This is a genomic window from Dolichospermum compactum NIES-806 (genome assembly GCF_002368115.1).
GTDB classification, from domain to species: domain Bacteria; phylum Cyanobacteriota; class Cyanobacteriia; order Cyanobacteriales; family Nostocaceae; genus Dolichospermum; species Dolichospermum compactum.
On the sequence record NZ_AP018316.1, the window covers coordinates 3967002 to 3990810 of the forward strand.

General features: G+C 36.0%; 10 protein-coding genes. 6 read left to right on the forward strand and 4 right to left on the reverse strand.

Annotation, left to right across the window (positions count from 1 at the left end; all coding sequences use genetic code 11):
• A partial coding sequence (locus CA730_RS18575) for a non-ribosomal peptide synthetase (protein ID WP_157750074.1) occupies positions 1 to 4974 on the reverse strand: 4974 nt, incomplete at its 3' end.
• A 671-nt stretch (positions 4975 to 5645) separates the two neighbouring features.
• A complete protein-coding gene (locus CA730_RS18580) occupies positions 5646 to 9857 on the reverse strand; it encodes an SDR family NAD(P)-dependent oxidoreductase (protein ID WP_096669539.1) in 4212 nt (1403 codons plus the stop codon).
• 1139 nt (positions 9858 to 10996) lie between these two features.
• Here CA730_RS18580 and CA730_RS18585 point away from each other — a divergent pair.
• Entirely contained in the window at positions 10997 to 12907 is a 1911-nt protein-coding gene (locus tag CA730_RS18585; RefSeq protein ID WP_096669541.1) for a patatin-like phospholipase family protein, read from the forward strand.
• Between the two features lie 152 nt (positions 12908 to 13059).
• Here the strand turns inward: CA730_RS18585 and CA730_RS18590 are convergent, their stop codons facing one another.
• Complete coding sequence (locus CA730_RS18590; RefSeq protein WP_096669543.1) at positions 13060 to 14430, reverse strand: AAA-like domain-containing protein; 1371 nt, start codon at positions 14428 to 14430, stop codon at positions 13060 to 13062.
• Between the two features lie 198 nt (positions 14431 to 14628).
• Complete coding sequence (locus tag CA730_RS18595) at positions 14629 to 15678, reverse strand: cytochrome P450 (RefSeq protein WP_096669545.1); 1050 nt, start codon at positions 15676 to 15678, stop codon at positions 14629 to 14631.
• Positions 15679 to 16399: 721 nt separating this feature from the next.
• Between CA730_RS18595 and CA730_RS18600 the strand changes: the two genes are divergently transcribed.
• The 5 genes from CA730_RS18600 (at position 16400) to CA730_RS18620 (ending at position 23546) form a co-directional block, all read left to right on the forward strand.
• On the forward strand, positions 16400 to 18847 hold the full coding sequence (locus tag CA730_RS18600) for a hypothetical protein (RefSeq protein WP_197705460.1): 2448 nt from the start codon (positions 16400 to 16402) through the stop codon (positions 18845 to 18847).
• A gap of 662 nt (positions 18848 to 19509) precedes the next feature.
• Positions 19510 to 20562 carry an isocitrate/isopropylmalate dehydrogenase family protein gene (locus CA730_RS18605; RefSeq protein ID WP_096669547.1) on the forward strand — a complete coding sequence of 351 codons (1053 nt, stop codon included), beginning with the start codon at positions 19510 to 19512 and terminating at the stop codon, positions 20560 to 20562.
• A gap of 31 nt (positions 20563 to 20593) precedes the next feature.
• Entirely contained in the window at positions 20594 to 22318 is a 1725-nt protein-coding gene (locus tag CA730_RS18610; protein ID WP_096669549.1) for an aconitase/3-isopropylmalate dehydratase large subunit family protein, read from the forward strand.
• Positions 22319 to 22360: 42 nt separating this feature from the next.
• Positions 22361 to 22771: a hypothetical protein gene (locus CA730_RS18615; protein WP_096669551.1), complete on the forward strand. Its 411-nt coding sequence runs from the start codon at positions 22361 to 22363 to the stop codon at positions 22769 to 22771.
• Positions 22772 to 23123: 352 nt separating this feature from the next.
• Positions 23124 to 23546 carry a hypothetical protein gene (locus CA730_RS18620; RefSeq protein ID WP_096669553.1) on the forward strand — a complete coding sequence of 141 codons (423 nt, stop codon included), beginning with the start codon at positions 23124 to 23126 and terminating at the stop codon, positions 23544 to 23546.
• The last annotated feature ends 263 nt before the right edge of the window (positions 23547 to 23809 follow it).

A 23809-nucleotide genomic window follows, 5' to 3' on the forward strand; every position in this document is an offset into this window, starting at 1 on the left:
CCACTGCATTAATGGTGCAGCGGACAGTTGGAAACCCTGTTTTCTCTGAGACTGTAACAACAATTCTAATTTTTGTTGTGCTTCTTGAGGAGATAGGCGCCGCCAATCATCAGTCTGTAGTTTAACCTCTGCTTGCCGATAAACTATTTGCAGTGGCTGTGCCAATTGCTCCCAAATAAAAGCAGTCCGCAAAATTGAATGTCTTTCTAATACTTGCTGCCAAGCTTTTTCAAATGCTGACAGGTTTAAATTACCACTCAAATTGTAAATCGACTGTTCAAAATATGCCTGAGAATCAGAGGCATACAAACTTTCAAACAGCATCCCCTCTTGCATGGGGGACAGTGGATAAATATCTTCAATATTTCGCCAGTTAGTTTTGTCTAAACTTGCCAATAGTTGGTCTAGTTCTAACTGGTTGAGCTTCACTAATGGGAAATCTGAAGGTGTATAACCTCCATTTTCGCCAGATGCACAATGGGTAATTATATCCTGCAATGTTTTGACAAATTCCTGTGCCAGTTTTTCAATGGTGGCATCTTGGTGAAGATTTCTGCTGTAAGTCCACTGTATTTCCAACTTTTCTCCCACTATCATGCTGTTTATATCTAGCAGATGAGGGCGGTTGTTTTGTGAACTGTGCATTCTTCCTGCCGACTCGTTCCCCATTTGTATCCAAGATATTGTATTCATTTGTTGGTCAAATTGACCCAAATAATTAAAACTGATTTCGGCTTGGGGTAATTTCTTGAGTTGGTTGGCAATTTCTGGTTCTTGACTCAGATAGCGCAATAAGCCATAGCCAATTCCTTTATTGGGAATAGCTCTTAGTTGTTCTTTAACTGATTTTAAAGTGTCCCCTAAATTGTCTGTGGTTGGTAGTTCTACTACTACAGGGAATATGGTTGTAAACCAACCTATGGTCCGTGATAAATCTACACCATCAACTATGCCTTCCCTTCCATGTCCTTCTAAGTTGAACAGCACTCTCTTGGAGTTTGTCCATTTGCTCAAAACCAATCCTAAGGTGGTCAGTAGGATATCGTTAATTTGAGTGTTGTAAGCTTTTGGTACATCTTGCAGTAAGGTGCGAGCCTCTGCTTCGCTTAAATACGATGATATTGTGTTCTCTGCGCCAACGGTATTTTCCCCTTTTCTATGGTCTATTGCGATGGCAGGAACTTCTCTGCGATTTTGATTTAACCAATACGCGGTTTCAGTTTTCAGGGATTGGGATTGGGCATAATCTGTTAATTTCTCTGACCAATCTTTAAAAGCTGTGGTTTTGGCAGGCAGTTGAATAGCTTGACCTTTATCTATTTGCTGGTAGGCTGTTTGTAAATCTTCTAGTAAAATTCTCCAGGATACACCATCAATGGCTAAGTGATGGATTGTTATTAGTAATCGCGCTCTTTTACCGATACCCAGATGGAAAAAGGCGACTTCCACTAGGTTTTCTGATAATTCTAAACTCGCCTGTAATAAATTCCCTTGCTCTTCTATAGCTTCTGGTTGTTTATTTTCTGGAATTTTTGATAGGTCTATCTCACAGAACCCAATTTTATCTTTTGGAGCAGAGTACATCTGTTCCCAAGTGGATTCATTTTGGGTGAAACTTAACCTTAGGGCATCATGATGTATTAGCAGTTGCTGGAATACTTGTTTTAATAGCTCTACTTTTAGATCACTGGGAACTGATAGCAGAAATGCTTGATTGAAGTGGTGTAGTTCTGTAAAATTTTGCTCAAAAAACCAGTGTTGAATAGGTGTCAGAGGTAATGTACCTGTGACTAATTCTTGTTTTATCTCTGTAGTTTTGACTGTTCCTGCTATTGCTTCCAATTGGGCAATTGTTTGATTTGCAAATAGTTGTTTAGCTGTCAGTTCTAGTCCTGCTTGTTTGGCTTTGGCTAAAATTTGGATGCTGAGAATTGAATCTCCACCGAGTTCAAAGAAGTTATCGTGAATTCCTACTTGTTTTACTCTCAGCACTTCTGCCCAAATCTGCGCTAATATTTTTTCTGTTTGATTCCGTGGTAGCACAAAACTTATTTCTATTCCTGCACGGGAATCTGGTGCTGGTAAAGCCCGATGGTCTATTTTGCCGTTGGGAGTTAGGGGTAAGGATTCTAGTATCACAAAACCATGAGGCACCATATATTCTGGCAGTGTTTCTTTGAGATATTGGCGCATTTCACTGATGGTTACTGTGGAATCCTGATGTGGTACTAGGTAGGATACTAATCGCTTCTGTCCAGGAATGTCTTCACGAGCAATGACAGAGGATGTCTGGATTTGAGGATGTTGATTGAGTACCGTTTCTATTTCTCCTAGTTCTATGCGGAATCCTCTGATTTTTACTTGATTATCTATGCGCCCTAAGTATTCAATATTCCCATCATCTCCCCATCTTGCTAAGTCTCCTGTTCTGTAAATTCGCTCCACTTGACCACATATATCTATTTCCATAAATTTTTCCGTAGTCGCTTGGGGACGATTTAAATAGCCTCTAGCTAAACCAACCCCAGCAATACACAATTCCCCTGGTATTCCTGGCGGTAATAGTTGATTGTTTCTATCTAAGATATAGATGCGAAGATTAGATATTGGTTTACCAATAGGTGGTTTTCTGCCATTGGGTTGACAATGGAAGATAGTAGCGGTGACTGTGGATTCTGTAGGTCCGTAGCAATTGTAGAAATTTCTTTCTGTTCCCCACTGATTAACTAATTCAGTTGTACAAGCTTCACCACCTACTGTCAGATATTGCAAATCAGGTAATTTTGCTTTGGGTAGTACAGATAAGGCTGAAGGCGATAAGAAGCTATGGGTAATTTTGTTTACTGTTAAAAAGTCTACTAAGCTTTGACTAGGCAATAAAGTTACTTTATTTCCTAAATACAAACAAGCACCTGTCACTAAGGCTGTGCTAATTTCACCTACGGATAAATCAAAACTAAAAGAACCAAATTGCAATAATCGGCTATGGTTTTCTACTTGGAAAGTTTTAGCCCAGGTTAAACTTAAATTGACTATGGCGCTATGCTCTATCATTACCCCTTTGGGTCTTCCCGTAGATCCAGAGGTATAAATTACGTAGGCTAAATTATTAGGTTGACTTTGGTGACTGGGGTTTTCGGTTAATTCTAAGTTAAAGGTGTTTTCATCTAAACAAATTACCTGACAAGGTTTTTCTCGATTGTCTAAGGGTAATTCATTTAATAGTGATTTTTGTGTCAGCAATACTGAAACTTGAGCATCTTCTAACATGAAGCTCAAGCGTTCCTGGGGATATTCGGGGTCAAGGGGTACATACGCTCCTCCTGCTTTGAGAATCCCTAATAATCCAATTACCATTTCTAGGGAACGCTCTACACAAATCCCTATTAATGTCTCTGGTTTTACACCCAACGTTTGTAAGTAATTGGCTAACTGATTAGCCCGACTATTTAATTGCTGATAGGTGAGTTGTTGATTTTCAAATACTACCGCTACTGCATCCGGTGTTTTCTCTACCTGTTCTTCAAATAACTGATGGATACATTTATCAACAGGATATTCAGCTTGGGTATCATTCCACTCTGTTAATAGCTGGTGCTTTTCAACTTCTGTCAATAATTGTAATTGGGCAATAGTCTTCTGGGGATTGGTGACAATGGATTCCAGCAGGGTAATATAATGTCCTGCCATCCGCTCAATAGTCCTACTATCAAATAAGTCGGTGTTGTATTGCCAGCAAGGTTGCAACACTCCCTGAGCTTCCATTACCATTAAATTCAAATCTAAGTCTGCTCCCCTTTGATGTCCGAGCAAGTATGGCTCCATCTGAAGCACTTGTTCTTGAATGTGTGATGATTTTTCTGTTAGTTCACACCAACGATGTCGTTGCCAAGTAAAACTAACTTGAGATAAAGGAGAACGGCTGGGATTCTTTTGTGGCTGAAGTTTTTGTGCTAACAAACCAAAAGGGTAATCTTGATGATATTGGGCTTTTTTTACTGTCTTGCTGACTTGAGCCAGAAATTCTTGGAATGTCGCATTTTCCTGGACAGAAACCCTTAAAACTGTCAGGTTAACAAAGTAGCCAACAATCTCTTCGAAGTTTCCCCCCCTCCTACCCCTCATCGGGCTGGATATGAGGATATCTGTTTGGTTGGTGTATCGGTAAAGTTGGATGTAAAATGCTGTAAGCAGAATCTGATAAAGGCTGGTTTTAGATGCTACAGCTAGATGGTTGAGTTTTTCAGTTAACTGTTCATCTAGCTTGACTATGTATGATGCCCCTTGATATGTCTGTACTGCGGGGCGGGGTTTGTCTGGTAGCAAATTCAAAATTGGCAATTCTCCAGCTAATTGTTCTTGCCAGTGTTGCCACAGTTTTTTTCCCTGAGAACTAGATAGCATTTCTGATTGCCAGTGAACAAAGTCCGCATAGGATTTTTTTTCACTGAGATAATCTACTGTTTCTGTCTGTTCTTGACTAATTTGCTCAATTTCCCTGAGATATAAAGTTTGAAATTCACTCAGCAATAAATCAAAAGACCACATATCACCGGCAATGTGGTGCATTGTCAGCATGAGAATGTGTTTTTCTGCTGAACGACTAAATAAATTAACTCTCAAAACTGAATCTTGTTCTAAGTTAAAAGGGCGGTCAGCAATAGCATAGATTTTCTTTGCTAATTGTTCTTCGCTCCACTCCTTGCTATCTATTACCTCAACACTAAAATTCTCTTGTTGATTAACCTGCTGTACCGGTTTACCTTCATGATTGGTGTATGTGGTTCTCAGAATCGGGTGCTTTTCAATAATTTTTTGCCATACACGATTCACAACATCAATCTTTAACTCATAATCAATTTTTACCGTAATAAATATATTATAAGCAACGCTCTCTGGGGCAATTTGGTAGATAAACCACATTGCTTCTTGACCAGATGAAAGTGGATAAATATTTTTAATATTTCTTGTCATAATTAGGCACACTTAAATACAAAATTTTACTACTAATTTTTTGATGATTTTGGCTTTTTAAGTAAGCAAATTTTTAATACAGCACTTTCCGGTGTTATGAGGTACATATCCAGCGGGCAAGATGCCCGCACTACAAGAGTTTTATAGTTCAAGTTTGCACCACATCAGAGCGAAATCTGCTGTAATATTTGCTTTATTTTAAGTTATTAAAAATAATATTATCAGGTTTAGCCGTCAACTACAAGGATATTTTACATAGTTAACCAGACAGTTAAGGAACTTCCAACTGTCAAGTAGTGAGACAGAATTAATTACACAATATCATTGCGTAAGCGTTGCGTGGCGTTAGCCATATGGAACGAATTGAAATGAAGCAATAGCAAGGGTTGTGATTGCTTCCCTTCCCTCGCAATGACTGTAAATATTTTCGTCTAATTAATTACACAATACACAACGAAAATTGGTCATTTGGAGACTGAGAATTGGCGAACTGCTTGCAGCAGCGCTTCGCTATCGCCTACCAATATTCATTATGTTTGATACAAAATATAAGATTTGATGGTTATGAAATTAAGAAAAAACCGATTGCGACACCGGGGTGCGGAATGTAGGTTAAAAGTGCGGTAATGGTGAGTCAATCACTAGGTTTTGGTATCTGTGCCATAGCCATTTTATAAATAATCCTCTTCGTATTCTTGTAATGATGTTTCAGTAAAGGTATTCTGACTTTGAGTTACTGTTTGAATTGCTGCAATTGTTTGAGCTAAACCCACAATAGTAGGTGTTTGCAATAAACGCTGGAGAGACAATTCTAAAGAGAAATCTTTCCGTAACCGAGAAATTACTTGACCAGCTAGTAAAGAATTTCCCCCCAATTCAAAAAAGTTATCATGAATTCCTAAAAGTGTCACTTTTAAAACTTGTTGCCAACATTGGGCAATTTTTAACTCTATCTCGTTCCGTGGTTCAATCTGCTCCCTATTTTCCTGATTGTTACTTCTTTTAATGAGTCTAGCACGATCAACTTCACCATTTTCTAAACAAGGCATTTCTGGCAGTTGTACAGAGTCATAAATACAAACATTGCCAAAATTATCTTGCACTTTTAAGCCCGGTAATTTAACAACCTCCCCCGTATTAGTTGTAAAATAGGCGGTTAATTTCTGTAAATTAAAAGTTGATGATTGCCAACGTAGAATATTTTGATTACTGCCATCTAAACCGATCAATAAATTATGTTGCTGATGGTGTAAGCTGGCCAGCATAGAAGATATTGCTTGGGAGCAAGACATGATATAAGAACCTTTAGCACGGATCAGATTTTTCATTTGATATCCTTGACTCATTCCTGTATCATCCCACATACTCCAACTGAAACAATAGCTGGTTAATTTATTGGTTAATTTATTTGGGGAATTTTGGTAATGAGTAAAACTATCGAGAAAACTATTAGCAGCAGCATAACCACCCACAGCAGTGCTACCAAAAAAACGGTGTGCTGAAGAAAAGTTAATAAAAATACTTGCCTGATTCTCTTTTGCTAACTGATGCAATACCCAAGCACCCAACAATTTAGGACATAGAATTGCGGCTAAGTTTTCCTGCGTTTCTTCTAGTACCTGTTGTTCGTGAAAAGTTCCAGCTAAATGCAATATACCATCAAGATTTTCACCCCATCTAAATTGAGCTTTTTCTACTATTATTTGCAACTGTTCTAAGTCACAGATATCAACGGACTCATAAATTACTTCACCCCCAAGCTGTGCTAATTCTTGATAGAGTTTGATGTGTTTTTCTGAATTTAGGGGAGTTCTCCCAACTAATAATAATTTAGCTTGGTAATGTTTTAACAAATACCGGGCAACTTCAACACCTATACCACCAAGTCCCCCGGTTATTAAATAAGTTCCTTCTTGTTGAAAGGTAATTGATGATTTAGGTGTGTTGGTAAAATCAACTTGTTCTAAGCGAGAAATTAAACGTTGTCCATTTCTGTATGCTACCTCTCGTTCTTTTGAGGAAATTTGCATTTCTTGGAGAATATAAAACCCATTTTTTTCAACTTCCGCAAAAGGTAAATCAATGTGGCGGCAGTTTAGTTTAGGTAGTTCTTGAGGAATAGTTTTTAATAGTCCTAATACTGTTGATTTCTCATAAGCTATAGGATCATCTGAGGCAATAGACTGAATATGAGAAGAAATAAATAGTAATTGAATATAATTATTAGTACCTTGAACTTTTGCTAAAGCTTGAACCAGGAATAATAAACTATATATTCCCTGTGCTTGTGCTTTTTCTAAGCTATCAATATTGTTAATTTCCTGATATTTATCGTAAGTCCAAAGATGAAGAATCTGCCCAATAATAATCTTATCTGCTGCTAGGGATTCGATTAAAAGTTGATAATCTTTGGCTATTTCGGGATTAACTACATAATGAGAACTACTGATTTTTTGAAATTCTTTTCCAGGGTAAACGGTAATATATGACAGTTTATTTTCTGACAATGTTTGACATAAATAGTCACCCAACCCCCAATCATCGAGAAATACTAGAGTTGTATTAGTAATAGTTAAAGAGGAATTAACAATAATGGGTGATTTAGGTTTCCATACTTGACGGTAAAACCAATTAGGAATGGTATTACTATTGCCTAGTAATATATCAACTCGTTTAATAGTTGATTTAAATTCACCTGTTTGGAAACGTTGGCTGAGTTGAGAACGTTGAATTTTGCCAATAGCGGTTTTAGGAATAATGTCTTTATCTATTGGAATTAAATAATCAGGATTTATTCTCACTTTGTTCACAACACAAGCGCGAATTTCCTTAAGTAGAGTTAATAAACTTTGATCATCATTTAGGTAAGTATTAAAAAATATAGCTAATTTATCAGTATTACTTCCTGGTTGTCTGACTGCACAAGCACCTGTATAAGAAACTTCTACTCCTGTCATTTCCTCAACAGCAGCTTCAATTTCATGACAATAGTAATTTAATCCATTAATGATAATTACATCTTTGATTCTGCCCGTAATGGTTAAACGTCCTTGATCTAGAAAGCCTAAATCCCCCGTATTAAACCAACCATCAGTAGTAAAAGCTTCTTCGTTTGCTTGTGGATTTTGATAGTAACCGATAGTAACAGATGCACCTTTTACCTGTAAACGCCCAATAGTATTTTCGGTTACTATTTGTTCGTTTTCATCAACAATCCGTAATGCAGCACCAGCAATTGGTAATCCTAATTCTACAAATGAAGTTTGATCTGAGGAAGATTCTAGAGAAAAACTGTCAGAATAGGTAATACCAGAAGAAGTTTCACACATTCCAAAGGCTGGGTGAATAGCATTAGTTGGTAAACCATGATGACTGAGAAGTTTTAAGAAATTCCTCGCTGTTTTTGTAACAATTGGTTCTCCAGCATTGATGATAAACTTCATAGAAGATAAATCCCATTGCTGGCGATTGATTTCTACAGCACGGTCACAAATTAAGGAAAACGCAAAGTTAGGCGACCAGCTAATTGTCGCTTGATGTTTATCAATTAAATCTAGCCAGTGAAGCGGTTTCTGTACAATTAAATCAGTATGTACATGAATTTGCTGGCAACCTAAACTCGCAGCCATGATACTCAGAGAAACTAACGCACCCACATGATCTAAAGGCATCCAGTTTAAAACACTTTCCTGGCTGGAAAAATGACCCATTAAAATTAAGCCAGTTGTCATACTCAAGATATTGCGATGATTTAACATCACACACTTGGGTATTCCCGTGCTGCCAGAAGTCAAAAGCAAAATTGCTAAATCTTCGGGTTGATTCTCATATATGTTTAAATCTGCTTCACATTGACGCAACTCATCAACGGTTACAATTTTAAAGTTTTCTAAGTTTAAACCTCTGGCAAAATCATCAATATCAGCAGCTAAAGAACCACTTGTTAGTACCAAGGGTTTCTCTAACATCTCCCAAGTGTTTTTTAATTTACTGGCTGTATTATTGGCTGGTTCATAAATGGGAGCAATAGATACTGGTACTGGAACAAAACCACCCAAAACACAACCCCAAAAAGCACAGATAAAATCTTGATTATCTTCCAGTTGGAAAATTACTTTGTCTTGAGGTTTGAGTCCTGTTTTTCTTAATCCAGCTAAAATGATTTGGGCATCTTGCCATAATTTTCTGTAAGATTGAAATGTCTCACTACCATCAGATTTAATATAGATAATACCTTTGTTTGAATTTTCTGAGGCTCGTTGTAATACTTCCACTAAATTTTTAGGAGCGTCTGGGGAGTATGGCAGTGGTTCACTGTGACTAATGGCTAATTTTTTTGATAAATAATAATTTTTATTTTCTATGTTTTGACTATGTGTACTTACTTGTATTTCTTGTTGGTTATTTTCATAGGGGTTTGCTGGAGTCTCCCCCAACAAATCTTCTAAATGCACAGGAGGAATACTAATACTTTTAACCACAGGTTCAACAACCACAGCAACCTGATCAATTTCTGACAATGACTCTAATTGCTTTTCTAAATCTCGTATTAAGTCAGATTTAATTACTTCTAAACTAGCTAACGCAACTTCATCTACCTGCCCTGTCTCTGTTAAGGGTATGGTAGAGACAGGTACAAATGCAGTGGGTGTCAACTCGCTGGGAAGAATTGTTTGCAGGTGAGATAAAAGTTGTTCTGGTGCAAACAAACCTGATGGAACTATATAAGCTATTAATTCCTGTTTTACCTTTTCTGTCTGTCTCTTGATAACTACACAATCATCTACAGTCAAACTCGACCGAATAGCAACTTCTATTTTTTGGTATGTAAAATTTTCGTTAGTTGAAGTCGCTAAAATTTGATTATGGTTGTCTAAATTCATTGTCTTTATATATCCTTATTAAGATTAAAGCGGCTGTTAATTATTTTCTAATTAATCGTAATTATAAGGTAAAACAGTCATTTATTTTCTTTTATTTCAATTGATGTTATTTTTTAAAGTTATGCTTATTTTAAAATAATGCTTATTAAGCAAACAAATATACTGCAAATGGTTCATAGTTCAACTAAATATGAAACCTCTCCCTAACTCTCTCCTAGAGGGTGTTTGAAAAGTTATGGTTGATGTATCAAATATTTTTTACCCCACCCTAACCCTCCCCAAAGCATCGGGGAGGGAACTAGATTTTTACTGTTTCCCCCCTTTATAAGGCTATCGTGTACACACAAGTTATAATTACCCCCCTTAATCCCCCTGATGCAAAGGGGGGAAACAAGAATCCAGTTCCCTCCCCAAAGCATCGGGGAGGGTTAGGGTAGGGTAATTTGAGGAATAATGGTGATGCGATAACTTGTGTGTACACCGTAGCTTTATAAGGGGAAAGGGGAGTAACAATGTGATGAAAATTACGGTATACGACTTTTCAAACATCCTCTAAGGTATTGCAGTTTTTGACCCATTTTTTTATTTTCTTTGTATGATAAGAAAGTCTAGCTTCCAGCTATTTTGAGTATAATCTCAGGTTTAGCCATAAAATACAATAGCAGTTTAAACATTTAAGACAACTGTTAAGACAGTTAAGAATCTCACCAACCACGTTAGATAGAGGAAATCTGTTTTTTACCAAATTATTGGGTCTGACGCACCCTACAAGTACAAACTTACCATCACATGAATGAACGAATTGAAATGAAGCAATCGCAAGGGTTGTGATTGCTTCCCTTCCCTCGCAATGACTGTAAATATTTTTGTCCAATTACTTACACGCCAAGAACTAATGTTATACTATCCAATCAGAATTGAAGTAATTGCAGGATTTTTATAAGTCGTGAGACAGAATTAATTACACAATGTCATTGCGTTAGCGTAGCGTGGCGTTAGCCATGTGGAACGAAGTGAAATGAAGCAATTCCAAGGGTTGTGATTGCTTCCCTTCCCTCGCAATGACTGTAAATATTTTTGTCCAATTACTTATTCACTCTTTCCCGTTTGTAAACTGAATAATTGGAGATAAAAATTCCGTGGTAAAAAAAGTAATTGAACAATTAGTTTTGACCTTTGATGGTCAACATGATTACATAGATTTTGTCAAAAATGATCCTGATCTGGTTTTATCCCAGGGTACTTCAGGTTTTACAGTTTCAGGATGGGTTAATCCCCATCATCTCACTAAACAAGCTACTACTTATGGAACACGCAATGTCTTTTTTGCCCGTTCTTCAGACCGATACAGTGATAATTTTGAAGTTGGTGTTAGTCCTACAGGAAATTTAGATATTTACATTGATGAACAATTGAGCAAATTTATCAAAACCCTGGGTAATAGAGAATTAACCATTGGAGAATGGCACTTTTTTGCTATTGTTTTTAATCAAGGTGATCTTACCGTATATCTTGATCATAATCAATATATAGAATATTTTACAGGTTCTGCGTTAAATAAAGCCACAAGTCCGATCACTCTGGGGGGAACTTTACACAATAATATATATTTTTCAGGACAATTAGCTCATATTAGTGTCTGGAATTATCCATGTAATCAGGAACAAATTCAAGCCCATCGTTCTGGGCTAATAGTTGGGGATGAAGAAGGATTAGTTGCCTATTGGAAATTAGATGAAGGAGCAGGAAGAATAGTCAAAAACCAAATTGGAGAATCTTATCAGGGAAATTTTTATGGTGATCCTAGTTGGAATTTAGCACAAATTCCCTTTCTAGGAGAATCATCTGATCAAGCAGAAATTCCCACTGAGAATTCTATTAGTTCACAACAGCAAGAAACCACAATAAACCAAGTAGAATCACCTATTAATATCCAAATTCTACTCCCATTATCTACACAGGAATCACAAGAAAATATCAATAAAACAGCCCAACCAAAATATAAAATACTTGCCATTGATGGAGGTGGTATTCGCGGTATTATCCCTGCACTTGTTCTAGCAGAAATTGAAAAGCGAACACAAAAACCTATATTTAGTTTGTTTGATTTAATTGCTGGTACTTCCACTGGGGGAATTTTAGCACTGGGATTAACTAAACCCCGATTAAATACAGAAACTGCTGATAAATTAACCCAAGCTGAATATACTGCTGCGGATCTATCAGAACTATTTATTGAGTATGGGGTGGAAATATTTTATGAGCCATTATTTGAAAAAATACTTGGACCTTTAGAAGATATATTTTTACAGCCCAAATATGCTTCTACCAGCAGAGTAGAAATGCTCAAACAATATTTTGGTGATAGTCTGATAGAAAATAATTTAAAAGAAGTCTTTGTTACCAGTTATGATATTGAGCAAAGAATACCCATATTGTTTACTAACAAACGGGAAAAACAACAGATAGAATCTCAAAGATCTCGCAATTTATGTGCAGGATTTTCGCTTTTAGATGCAGCATTAGCCACCAGTGCTACTCCTACTTATTTTCCTCCCCATCGCATTACCACTAATCACAATAATAATGGTTTTTATACTTTAGTAGATGGGGGAGTTTTTGCGAATAATCCAGCCCAGTTAGCTATTTCTGAAGCAAAAATTAGTAGTAAACGAGAGGCAAATAGGGTTCTGAATACAGAAGATATCTTAATGGTTTCCTTGGGTACAGGTTCACTGACAAGTGTTTATCCTTATAATGAAGTCAAAAATTGGGGACTTTTGCAATGGGGAAGACCACTTTTAAATATTATGTTTGATGGTAGTAGTGAAGTTGTGGCTGGAGAATTAGAGCGCTTGTTTGCATCTAGTAATCCAGAAAATACAAGTTCTTATTATCGGTTTCAAACATTTTTAGATACAGAACTAGAAGAAATAGATAAGACAACTTTACGCAATATTCGTGAGCTAAAAATAGCCGCCCAGCAGATGATTAATCAAAATAGTAAAAAAATAGATGAATTGTGTAGTTTGTTGTTAGAGGATGTCTGAGAAGTATCAGGTTCTATCCAGATTCCCCCGAAAAATTAATCAAAGTTCCCCTTTTTAAGGGGGATAAAGGGGGATCTACAAGTGTTTTATGCAACACAAAAAAAGTTTTCAGACATCCTCTTAGAGTAAACTAACTGCTTGTGCAATGGGGACTAACAAACAATAGATAGTTGCTTGGTAAAATAAGCCCGATAAAGTTGGCAACGGGGTAATACGCGATCGCCATTAAAGGTAATTAATCCTAAACTTTCCAGTTTATAAGCATGGATAGGATCAATAACCAGACTTTCTTTAGCGGTAACAACTTCAGTATATGTCCTAATTAAACCAGGATTAGCTAACAGCTTTACCCAATGGTTCTGCAAGTGATAGCGATAAATTCCACCATTGGCGATCGCCTCTTTGATCAAATCTGGTAAACTCATAGCCCCAGAGTGAAGATAATACAAAGTAAGTTGTGTCAGTCCTGGATGACCACCAATAAGAGATATCAATTGTGCCGACTCCTCACCAGCAGTCCACCTTAACCCATATCGCCTAGCTAATTCTTCTACGTGTTGCTGAGTAAATTCATGTAAACGGACAGGTAGTCCAATATTAAACAGAGAGTAATTAATATCTAAACAAAAATACTGTTCTGTTGAATAAGTAACTACTAACCTCAAATTTTTCCATAAATTATTTTGTCGTGATTCTTCATACCAACTACGCAACAAAGCAAAAAATTCCTGAGCAACTTGAGGATATTCAAAAAATCTTTCAACTTCACTTAATACTAAAACTAGAGGACTATTGATCTGCTGGAGAATATAATGTTGGAAGTAAAGACTACAGATTAACTTATAACCCACCTCTTCATCCCAATGCTCATTAAGATTGGGAGCTATACCCAGTTTGATAGCAATTTGGCTACAAAAAGAACGTAAAAACTTATTTAAGTCAGTTAAACAATCAGCATCTATCTGGGAAAAACTTAAATTTACAGTGTGATATCCTTGTACATCTGCAAAAGCCAAAATACGTAGTATCAAAGAAGTTTTACCCATCTGTCCAGGAGCGAGAACTTTAATTAAACAACCTGGTTGAGTCACCTCTCGATAAATTAATTCTTCTATCGATGGACGCTCAATATATAGGGGAGAATCTAAGGGTATTGGTCCATCAGGATATGACCATAAAGACGGAATTTCTGTTCGTAAACAGATACTCTCTGATAAACAATCTAATATTTTCGTTTCATTATCTTCCTTGAGGAAGATGTAATCTTCTTCATTAAGTTCTAAATTGAAAGTGTTAAAGCATAATTTTAAAGTTTTTTGATCCACACCTTTATTAGCTGACCATAAGCGACTGAGGGTTTTAGTAGAAAGCTTGGTTTGGTATGATAAATCCTCTAAAGAGAGTCGTTGGCCTTGGTTTTCTGTAATTTCCCAAGATGATATAGCATCTTGTAAGCGTTGTATTCCTTGAGGAGATAAAAGGACACCGCGTCTCCTTGTTGCTTTATTTTCTTTTAAAACCATAATCAACAAACAAGATATGGGAGGATAACTAGCAGAATATCGTTGCTTGATCTTTTTTTTGACTTTGTAAACAACCTCTCAGAGGATGTTTGAAAAGTTTTTAATGTATAAATAAACCCCTCTCCAAACCTCTCACCGACGCGGGGAGACTCCCTTGTAGGGAAGGGGGGTTAGGTTTCTAGAGATTATCGGTTTCATCTAATACTTTTTAAACAACTTCTCAGCCCAACGCAACAAAATCATATTAAAACGTAAAAATATCTTTAAACCATCGCTCTCTTGAGGCGTGGGTGTCATTTTTGAATCTAAATTCTGTCCTGGTACTAGCTCCAATTCATAACCACGTAAGAGCAACGCAGTAAATATTTTCATTTCTAACTTAGCAAATTCTTTACCTAAACATTCTTTAATTCCCCCACCAAAGGGAATGTAACTAAAAGGTTTAGATTTATCCTCATTTCTCTCTACACTAAACCTTTCTGGATCGAAACTTTGAGGATTTTGATAAATATTTTCATCTTCAGCATTTAACAATAAATCCAAAGCATCTTTTTCTGAATTTCCTGAATTTGGTTGTTTTTGACGTTGTACAATAATCTTGTCAATTTTTGCTAATAACATTTCTCTGCTTTTCACAGCTTTACTAAACGTAGTCCAAGGTAAACGAATAGGAAGAGCATGTAAACCTTGACACCATGCTTCAAATAATTTGAGAAAATCATGGTCATTAGTAATGTCTGTTCCTACTAATAATTTGCAAGCTATATCAAAAGCATATTCTCTCAGTTGAGGATACAAAGTTAATTGACCTAAATCCTTCCATTTCCGTAAATAGCTATTAGTAATTTCCAACATTGCAGGTGTATAACTGGCTAAAGCTCGCGTTTGAAATGCTTGGGCTAATAATTTACGTCGGGTTTGATGTATGCTTCCTGTTTGCATTGCTAAAGATGCAGGACCCAACAAGTCTGAAGTGTTCTTATCCTGTAGAAATATAAAATTTCGATTGTCACCACTAAATATAAATCGGTTTGCATCTGATCCTATCATTATAATTGTAGGACGACCAATTATGTTAGTTTTAAAAACGTTCCCGTATTTTTCTTGTCGCTTCTTAATAAAGTTTTTATCTGTAACAAAACTAATTGTTTCACCAATTATAGGTAAACCTAAGTTTCCAGGTGGTAAAGGTAATTGATTATCAGTGGAAGTATTTGGGTTGTTGGATTTGTTTTCTGGGCTTTTCATAAGGATTGTCAATCAAAAGTTCAGTTTTTTGAGTTTTAAGTTTTTGAGTTTTAAGTACCCAAGCAAAATTAGTTTATAGGAATTTCTAGGCAAGTGTATAAAACTTAAACAACTGTAATATAAAGCATATGTAATCTGAGTGATATACTAACATTACAGGCAAGATGCCTGTACCACAAGAGTTTTATGTTTACAGTTTGTACCTGATTGATCTGCAAGTTGCTGGATTTGGGTATAAAATATAACCATAACCCGATAAATCCCATATATTTTATGGCAGGATGAAAGGTTTCAATACCCCAATTGTCCCATACTTATGACTAGATTACCCATATTTATCAACTCACTATTTTGTTACCCTGTCAATACGTAACTTCTAAATTTAAATTTTTTAACAATTTATAGTACAGAGCAAACGCGCCTAAGCTTTATGATCCCCGTGCGGCAAGGGTTTCATTTTTTAGATACAAAATTTCACAAATCTTGAAAACTTTGCCCAGTAAGGATTTGGACAATAAGGTGCGTTGCCTTGATTTATGGTAAAAAATCACTCCATAGATAGTGGTAATATAAAATCAACATATTTCGGAAGTGATATGGAAATTATCCCCTGGAAACAGGGAACAAGTATCTCTACTCAGTAAATTACACATCAATCATAACTAAATTATCGTAAAATATACCAATATTTACCAGCTTTAATGTACGTATACCTTAACTTATGTCTAATAGTCTTGATCTAGCAACCATTGTCCTACCTGAAGAAATCAAATTAAAACTAGAAGTTTTAGGAAATGTAAAATCATTTACATCAAATCCGTGGAATTACATAGATTTGGATGATGATGTGCGGCTAGATTTAAATAAAATTTTTGACATTCATAGTCAAGTTGAATACATAAATGTGATCTTCGAGAGAATTATTACACAAGTATTTGGTGGACATGAAATTATTATAATTAACCCAAAATGTAAAATATATAAAAATGCTCAAAAAATAGAAATTTACTTACAAGGACTACTAAATAATCAAAATATAGAATTAGTTTTTAGTAAAAATCCTATTTTAAAATATCAATTAAATCATGAATTTAGTTTTAGTAACCTGACAAATGCAGTTCCGATCATCAGTAATTTAAACTTAGACGAAGCAGTGTTAATCATATCTAATAATAGTCATAATTACCTTCATAAAGAATTAGGTAATATTAACTTAAGTAAAGGATTGAATTTTATTGGAAATATTAATTTACAAACCATTTCCAAAAATCTAAGTAAATTTATATACGAATATTTACAAATTAGGGATTTAGCAGGATTAATTAGCATCAATTCCACAGGAGAAATATGTTTAATAAGTGATATTAAAGGACAAAGAAACTTATTTTATCAACCACCATTGCAAGCAGATTTTAATAACTTACTACTCGAATTAAATATTGATTCTGATTTACAACCAAGATTTGGATTAACTGGAAATTTAACTCTTCAAGGTTATGATCCCAGTCAAGAAGATGAACCTAAACTATTTCTTGCCGGTAATCTCTCCCTCAAGATTGAATCTTTAACAGCGTATTTTTGTCAACAGGGTGAAAAAACCTGGCATAATCCCTATGGATTGAATGGAACAGAACTACGTAATCTCAGATTCCAAGGAGGGGGAACATACTTACCACCTTACTTTGATAATTTCGGATTCATTGGTGACTTAAGATGGGAAGAAATAGACATAGAAGTAGCATTTTTGATAGATACTAATGATCCTAAAAGATTAGCCTTAGTTTTAACTGTCAATCAACCCGTTAGTTTAATAGATTTGTGGCAAGGTCCAGTTACCTCTTTTATTGAAAAACAAGCAGGATTTTCCACAGATTTAGTTAACAAAGCATTGTCATTATTAGAAACCTTAGATAATTTGCAGATTGAATCAGTTGATGCAGATGCAGACGGAGAACGCAACCCATTGATTAAATATGTTCCCTTTCCGACAATCATTGCAGGACAACCCATATCAGAAGGATTAGAAATTAATGGAAAAATTAACGCTTGGGGTCATGAAGCGATTTTACTCCTGCAAAGTAACACAAGTTTAAATAATATTAGTGGTTCGTTAAAAGTTCTTGAAATAGATTTAGGATTTGCCAAAATCACAGGAGCAGATGATGATAGTTTAGATTTAGCTTTAAAAGTTACACCCACAGAACAGTATCTTCAGGGAGATGGTTATGTAGAGTTACTTGGTAACGAAATTGCCAATGTAGAATTTAAAATTACTGCTACAAATGCGATCTTTAAAAACTTTGATTTAAATTTAGCTAATCTAATAAGTCTTGATGTTGATGATTTAATTATAGATATCAAAACTGGCTGTGGTAGTGGTTGCGGAAAAATTTCCCTCTTAGGTAATACCCTAGCAGGTATTACATTTGATATTAATCAAACTAGTATTAACATAAACAATCTGGAAATCAATTTACTTGGTTTTTTAAGTCTCAATATTCCCCTGTTAACAGTAAATTTAAATCAACAAATTGCCACAGGTGAAGCAGATATTACCGCCTTTAATCAAGCCTTAGGTAAGGGTAAATTATTATTTAACGTTCAAGATATTTTCATCAAAGATGTATTTTTGAATTTAGTGAATATTTTGAAATTGAATGTTCCCAAATTGAAAGTTGACTTAACCAAGAGAAAAGTTTCTGGTTTAGGGAATATAACTATATTAGGTAAAAAATTCACTGAGTTAGGTATCATCCTGAATGAAAGAGGATTGAAAGCAAAAAATGATTTTGATTTCGGCATTTTAGCCTTCAATGGTGCTACAGTTACCCTTGGTAAAGACAATCAAGGAAATATCAATAATTCAGCTAGTATTGTAGGTAATCTCAATTTTTTGGGTTATAATATCGCCAACATTAACGCCAAAGTAAATAGTGAAAAATTAACTGCATCGGGTAGCTTTAATTTTGGAAATATTCTCATCCTCAAAGGCATGAATAATCAGAAAAAAGCCACATTAATACTTAAAAAATCTAAGAATGGTCGTTATAATTCAGTGAGCATCATGGGCAGATTCTATTTGTTAAACCAAGAACTGACATCTGTGAAAATTAGCAATAATAACGGCACTTTCAAAATTTGCGGAATCTCTGTTAATGTCAAAAATTAAGTAAGTGGGCTTTAAAAATTGTCTTTATGACAAGGGAACAGGGAAAAGGGAACAGAAAGTGTTCATGAATCATTTAGGATTGCTATACAGGAATAATATTTGATTTATGAAAAGATACGTAGGGTGCGTCAGACCGCATAAATTCTATCAGTAAACAGATTTGTAATATCTGACGCACCCTACAATACCTAATTTTTTTCAAAAATCAAATATGAGTCCTATAGTAATCCTATAGGACTTACACATTGACAACCCTTACTAAATATGGGTTGCGGTTTTTCGTCTCTTGTAGGGTGCGTCAGACCCAATAATTTAACCATATTAGCCATATTTTTCCATCTGACGCACCCTACTAATAAAGCTGAAAATGATTAATTTTGGTTGACACATATTATGTCTAATTTGTATAGCGTAAGTCCTATCCTATATAAAATTAATTTATAAGAATTGTCATCAAATTTTTAATTTTTTATAAAAAACCTTAAATGTTTTAACTGTCCTTGCATTCTGACTGAAAGTCTGGGAAAAAAGAAGGGAAAGCGTGTTACCCATTACACACTAATTTTATAAAATGTGATATTGCCAGTTTTGTTACTGAGGGGGAGTTCAGTGTTGACAAATTCAGGCTCGATGAATCCTCGTCAACTAAAAAATCAGGAAAAATGAGGTCATTAAGAAATCAGTCTTATCGCATTGTTGCTATTCCAGGTGAAGGAATTGGTCCAGAGGTTGTAGAAGCTTCCTTAAAAGTTTTGCAGCAAGTAGCTCAACTAGAAAAATTTACCGTACAGGTAAATTATGGTTGGCTGGGTAAAACCGCTTTAGAAAAATTTGGTAGTTACTTTCCCCAAACTACGATAGAACTATGTAATGGATCTAATGGAATTGTCTTTGGTGCAGTTAGCCAAGGTGGACTGCTAGAATTACGAAAACATTATGACTTTTTTTGCAATCTACGTCCCATTCGGATTGTTGATAGTTTGGTGCATAAATCTAGCTTACGTCCAGAAAAAATTAAAGGACTGGATATACTCGTCATTCGAGAATTAGTCAGTGGGATTTATTTTGGATCTGCTGGACGGGCTTCAGATGAAAAAGGAGCTTATGGCTACCACACCATGCTCTATTACGATCATGAAATACGGCGGATTGCTCGTAAAGCTTTGCAAAAAGCCCAACAACGTCGAGGAAAACTAACAGTAGCCCATAAAGAAAATGCTTTACCTAATTTGCCTTGGACTCGTTTAGTACAAGAAGAAGCAACCCAATTTCCTGATGTTATTGTAGAACCAATGTTAGTGGACAATTTAGCCATGCAAATGGTTATAAATCCCCAGAGATTTGATGTAATTTTGGCCAGCAATTTGTTTGGAGATATTCTCAGCGATATTGGTGGTGCTTTAGTTGGTTCTCTAGGTTTATTAGGATCAGCCAGTCTCAATGCAGATGGATTTGGATTATACGAAGCAATTCACGGTACGGCCCCAGATATAGCAGGTAAAGGAATTGCTAATCCTTTGGGAACTATTGGCGCTTGTGTTTTAATGCTAGAGCAGTGGGGGGAAATAAGAGCTGCCCAAACAATTATGGCAGCACAAGATCGAGTTTTAGCTAAAGGATATCGGACGGCTGATTTATCTCCTCAAGGAGAAGAAATATTAGTCAATACCGAACAATTAATACAACTTTTGCTAGAAGAAATTTATAATTTATAGAATTTACAAAATTTAGAAATTGAGGTGCTGCATGAGTCCTATTAATAAAGAAGTGAATAACAAAGTTTTATATTTAGGTGATGATATTAATACAGATGATATTATGCCTGCTAATCGAGCCACAACTTATGATGCTGATATTTTAAAACAATATGCTTTAGAACATTTGATAGGAGTAGGAGAGTTATTAAAATATAATGTAATTGTCGCTGGGCAAAATTTTGGCTGTGGTTCTAGTCGAGAAATTGCCCCTGTTGCTTTGAAAGCTGCGGGAATTGAAAAAATACAGGCCAAATCATTTGCAGAAATTTTTTATCGCAATAGTATCAATATTGGCTTAAATTTAGAAATTTTAGAGGAAACACAGGAAAATCCTGTAGTTGAGGCGATCGCCCAAGCAGGTGGACTCATACCATTTAATCAAATGCGTCGTCAGGGAAAAATTACCATTCCTCAAAGTGTAACTTCCCAACGACCCATGACGTTAGTAGAAAAACTCCTTGCTAAAGCTTCGGGCAATGCTTATGTCCGTCCTGGAGAAGTTGTTTTTGCTCAAGTTGACTTAGCTTTATCCCATGATGCGGTAGCAGGACCTGTAGCTACAACATTTTATAAAAATTACGGACAAGAAGCAAAACTCTGGGATGCTCAACGGGTGGTATTAGTAGCAGATCATTTTATCCAAGTTAATGACATTCGCAATGATCAAAAAGCCAATGTCATGTATCAGGAAATGCTAGACTTTGCCCAAGAGCAAGGATGTCATTTATTTGATATTGTTTCTCCCGGTGAAGCTACTGGTATCTGTCACGTTTTACTCCCAGAAAAAGGATTTGTCCGCCCAGGAATGATCATTGCTGGTACAGATTCCCATACGTGTACTTACGGAGCATTAGGAGCTTTTTCTACTGGTGTGGGGACTACAGACATGGCAAATATCTATGCTATGGGGGATATGTGGATTCGCGTCCCCCCCACATTGGTATTCAATTTATCTGGAACTCTACCCCCCCATATCAGTGCTAAGGATATTATCTTGTTTATCCTGGGACAAATCGGCTGTGCTGGTGGTACAAGCAAGGTCATGGAATTTAGAGGGTCAATACTCGAACAAATGCCATTTGATGAACGCCTAACCCTTGCTAATATGGCCATTGAGTGTGGAGCAATCTGTGGCTTAATTGTTCCCGATGACACAACCCGCGACTATGTTAGAAGTCGGTCTGATCAAGAATTTGAAGAATTTGTTGGCGATGCTGATGCTGAATATGAAAAAGTGTATAAATTTGATATCAGTAATCTAGAGCCGCAAGTAGCCCGTCCCCCCAAACCAGATCAAGTAGTACCTATCAGTCAGATAGAAGAAACCCCCATTACCAAAGCCTTTATTGGTTCTTGTACAGGAGGTAAATTATACGACTTAGCCCAAGCAGCCGAAGTTTTACAGAATCACCGAGTCGCAGATGGTGTAGACTTGTTTATTGTCCCTGCTTCCGTAGAAATTCGGGAAAAAGCAGAAGCATTAGGATATATGGACATTTTTACCGAAGCAGGTGCAAAGATTCTCAAATCAGGTTGTGGTGCTTGTATCAATTCGGGACTTGGAGTTTTAAACAAAGAAGAAACGGGGGTTTATGCAACCAATCGTAATTTTAAAGGACGCAGTGGTGATCCTACAGGGAAAAATTATTTAGCCTCTCCTAGAACGGTGGCCATTTCTGCGGTAAAAGGCAAAATAAGCCATAATCTCGATTAATTCTTGATTGAAGAAATCATATCAAAATGTTAGGAGATTACAGTGGATAACATTGTGAAAAAACTTGCTGGTTTAGGTCTTCCGGGCATCATTCTCTTAATTCTAGCATTCGCATCAGCAGGTAGTAATACTGTTATCGTTGCCCTACTGACAGCAGCAGGAGGGCCATTTGGTATTCTTGGAGGGATAGGTTTACTTGGTCTAACAAAGGTGGTAGGTGATCTCATCGCAGATTATGGAATTGAAGCTATTCTCAAAGCCGTTTATTCAGAACGTAGCAAAACCGAATCTCTGAGATCCCTACTCTACGAAATTCAAGATTTACCAATTTGCCAGGAGTTAAAAATAAAATTGCAAAATCATCTAAAATTAGAAAGTAAGAACTATTTACCATCGCTAAGAACCGTGAATATATCCTTTGTGAAAATAGAAAACATCCATATTCCTGATTAAATGAATGAGTTAAACAGTAAATATCAAAATCATACAGCTATCCTGTTTAATTCATAAATTTTTCGTGGAGGCAGTGAATAGATTTTTGGATGATTTGAGTGTACAGAGTTTTTTCAAAAGTCAAATAGGAGTCCTATGTTTGTTGATTATTGCATTGACTATTGTTAGATATTGAGGTTAAATAAAAGAGAAAATGTTAAAAAATCACCTTGATTTGAGATAAAGAGACATTTATCTTCCTTAGTCTAGATACTGCAATAGTTTCTTGAACTATAGAGATATAAATCTCATGCCAATTAAGCCAATTAAAACAGTTTCCACTAACAATATTTAAGGATCTTAGATCATGAACATGGATGAAATCGCAAAAAAACTAGCTGGGCTAGGTCTTCCCGGCATAATTCTTGTAGTCTTATCAGTTGCATCAGCAGGTAGTAATGCCGCTATTGTTGCAGCCCTAACAGCAGCAGGAGGACCATTTGGTATCCTTGGAGGTATCGGTTTACTGGGGCTAGTAGGAGTTGTAGGAGATACAGTAGGTATTTATGGCTTTGAAGCTATTCTCAAAGCAGTTTATTCAGAACGGAGCAAAAACGAATCTATAAGGGCGCTTGTCAAAGAAATCAATGATTTACCCATTTCCGACGAACTAAAAACCAAATTAACCACTCACGTGGAATCAGCAACCCATACAGCGACAGAATCAGAAGTGAGTGAAGAACCAAGAACAGTAGAAATTGTTTATGAAGATGAAGAAGTAGCAGTAGAAGCATAATTTCATGCTTAAATTTGGTGACATTCTCAAACAAATGCCATTAAATTAAAGGGTTTTTGAAACTTCTACTTTTCCAACGTCCAGAACTCCCAGGTACAGACAATCTCACCAAAATCAAATAAATCAGGATGAGATAAAAAATGGCCTCTGAGTCCGATTACACTAGATGAATCTCTCATAGGCCATTTCTATAACACCAGAAAACTTGGTCATAATTCTAGAATACTTTACCTAAAAATAGATAAATTTTCCTGGAATACAAT

Bases quoted from the DNA above. Each gene is read 5' to 3' on its own strand.
- CA730_RS18605 (WP_096669547.1), top strand. From the start codon at position 19,510: ATGAGGTCATTAAGAAATCAGTCTTATCGCATTGTTGCTATTCCAGGT.
- CA730_RS18620 (WP_096669553.1), top strand. From the start codon at position 23,124: ATGGATGAAATCGCAAAAAAACTAGCTGGGCTAGGTCTTCCCGGCATA.
- CA730_RS18580 (WP_096669539.1), bottom strand. From the start codon at position 9,857: ATGAATTTAGACAACCATAATCAAATTTTAGCGACTTCAACTAACGAA.
- CA730_RS18595 (WP_096669545.1), bottom strand. From the start codon at position 15,678: ATGAAAAGCCCAGAAAACAAATCCAACAACCCAAATACTTCCACTGAT.
- CA730_RS18600 (WP_197705460.1), top strand. From the start codon at position 16,400: ATGTCTAATAGTCTTGATCTAGCAACCATTGTCCTACCTGAAGAAATC.
- CA730_RS18610 (WP_096669549.1), top strand. From the start codon at position 20,594: ATGAGTCCTATTAATAAAGAAGTGAATAACAAAGTTTTATATTTAGGT.
- CA730_RS18590 (WP_096669543.1), bottom strand. From the start codon at position 14,430: ATGGTTTTAAAAGAAAATAAAGCAACAAGGAGACGCGGTGTCCTTTTA.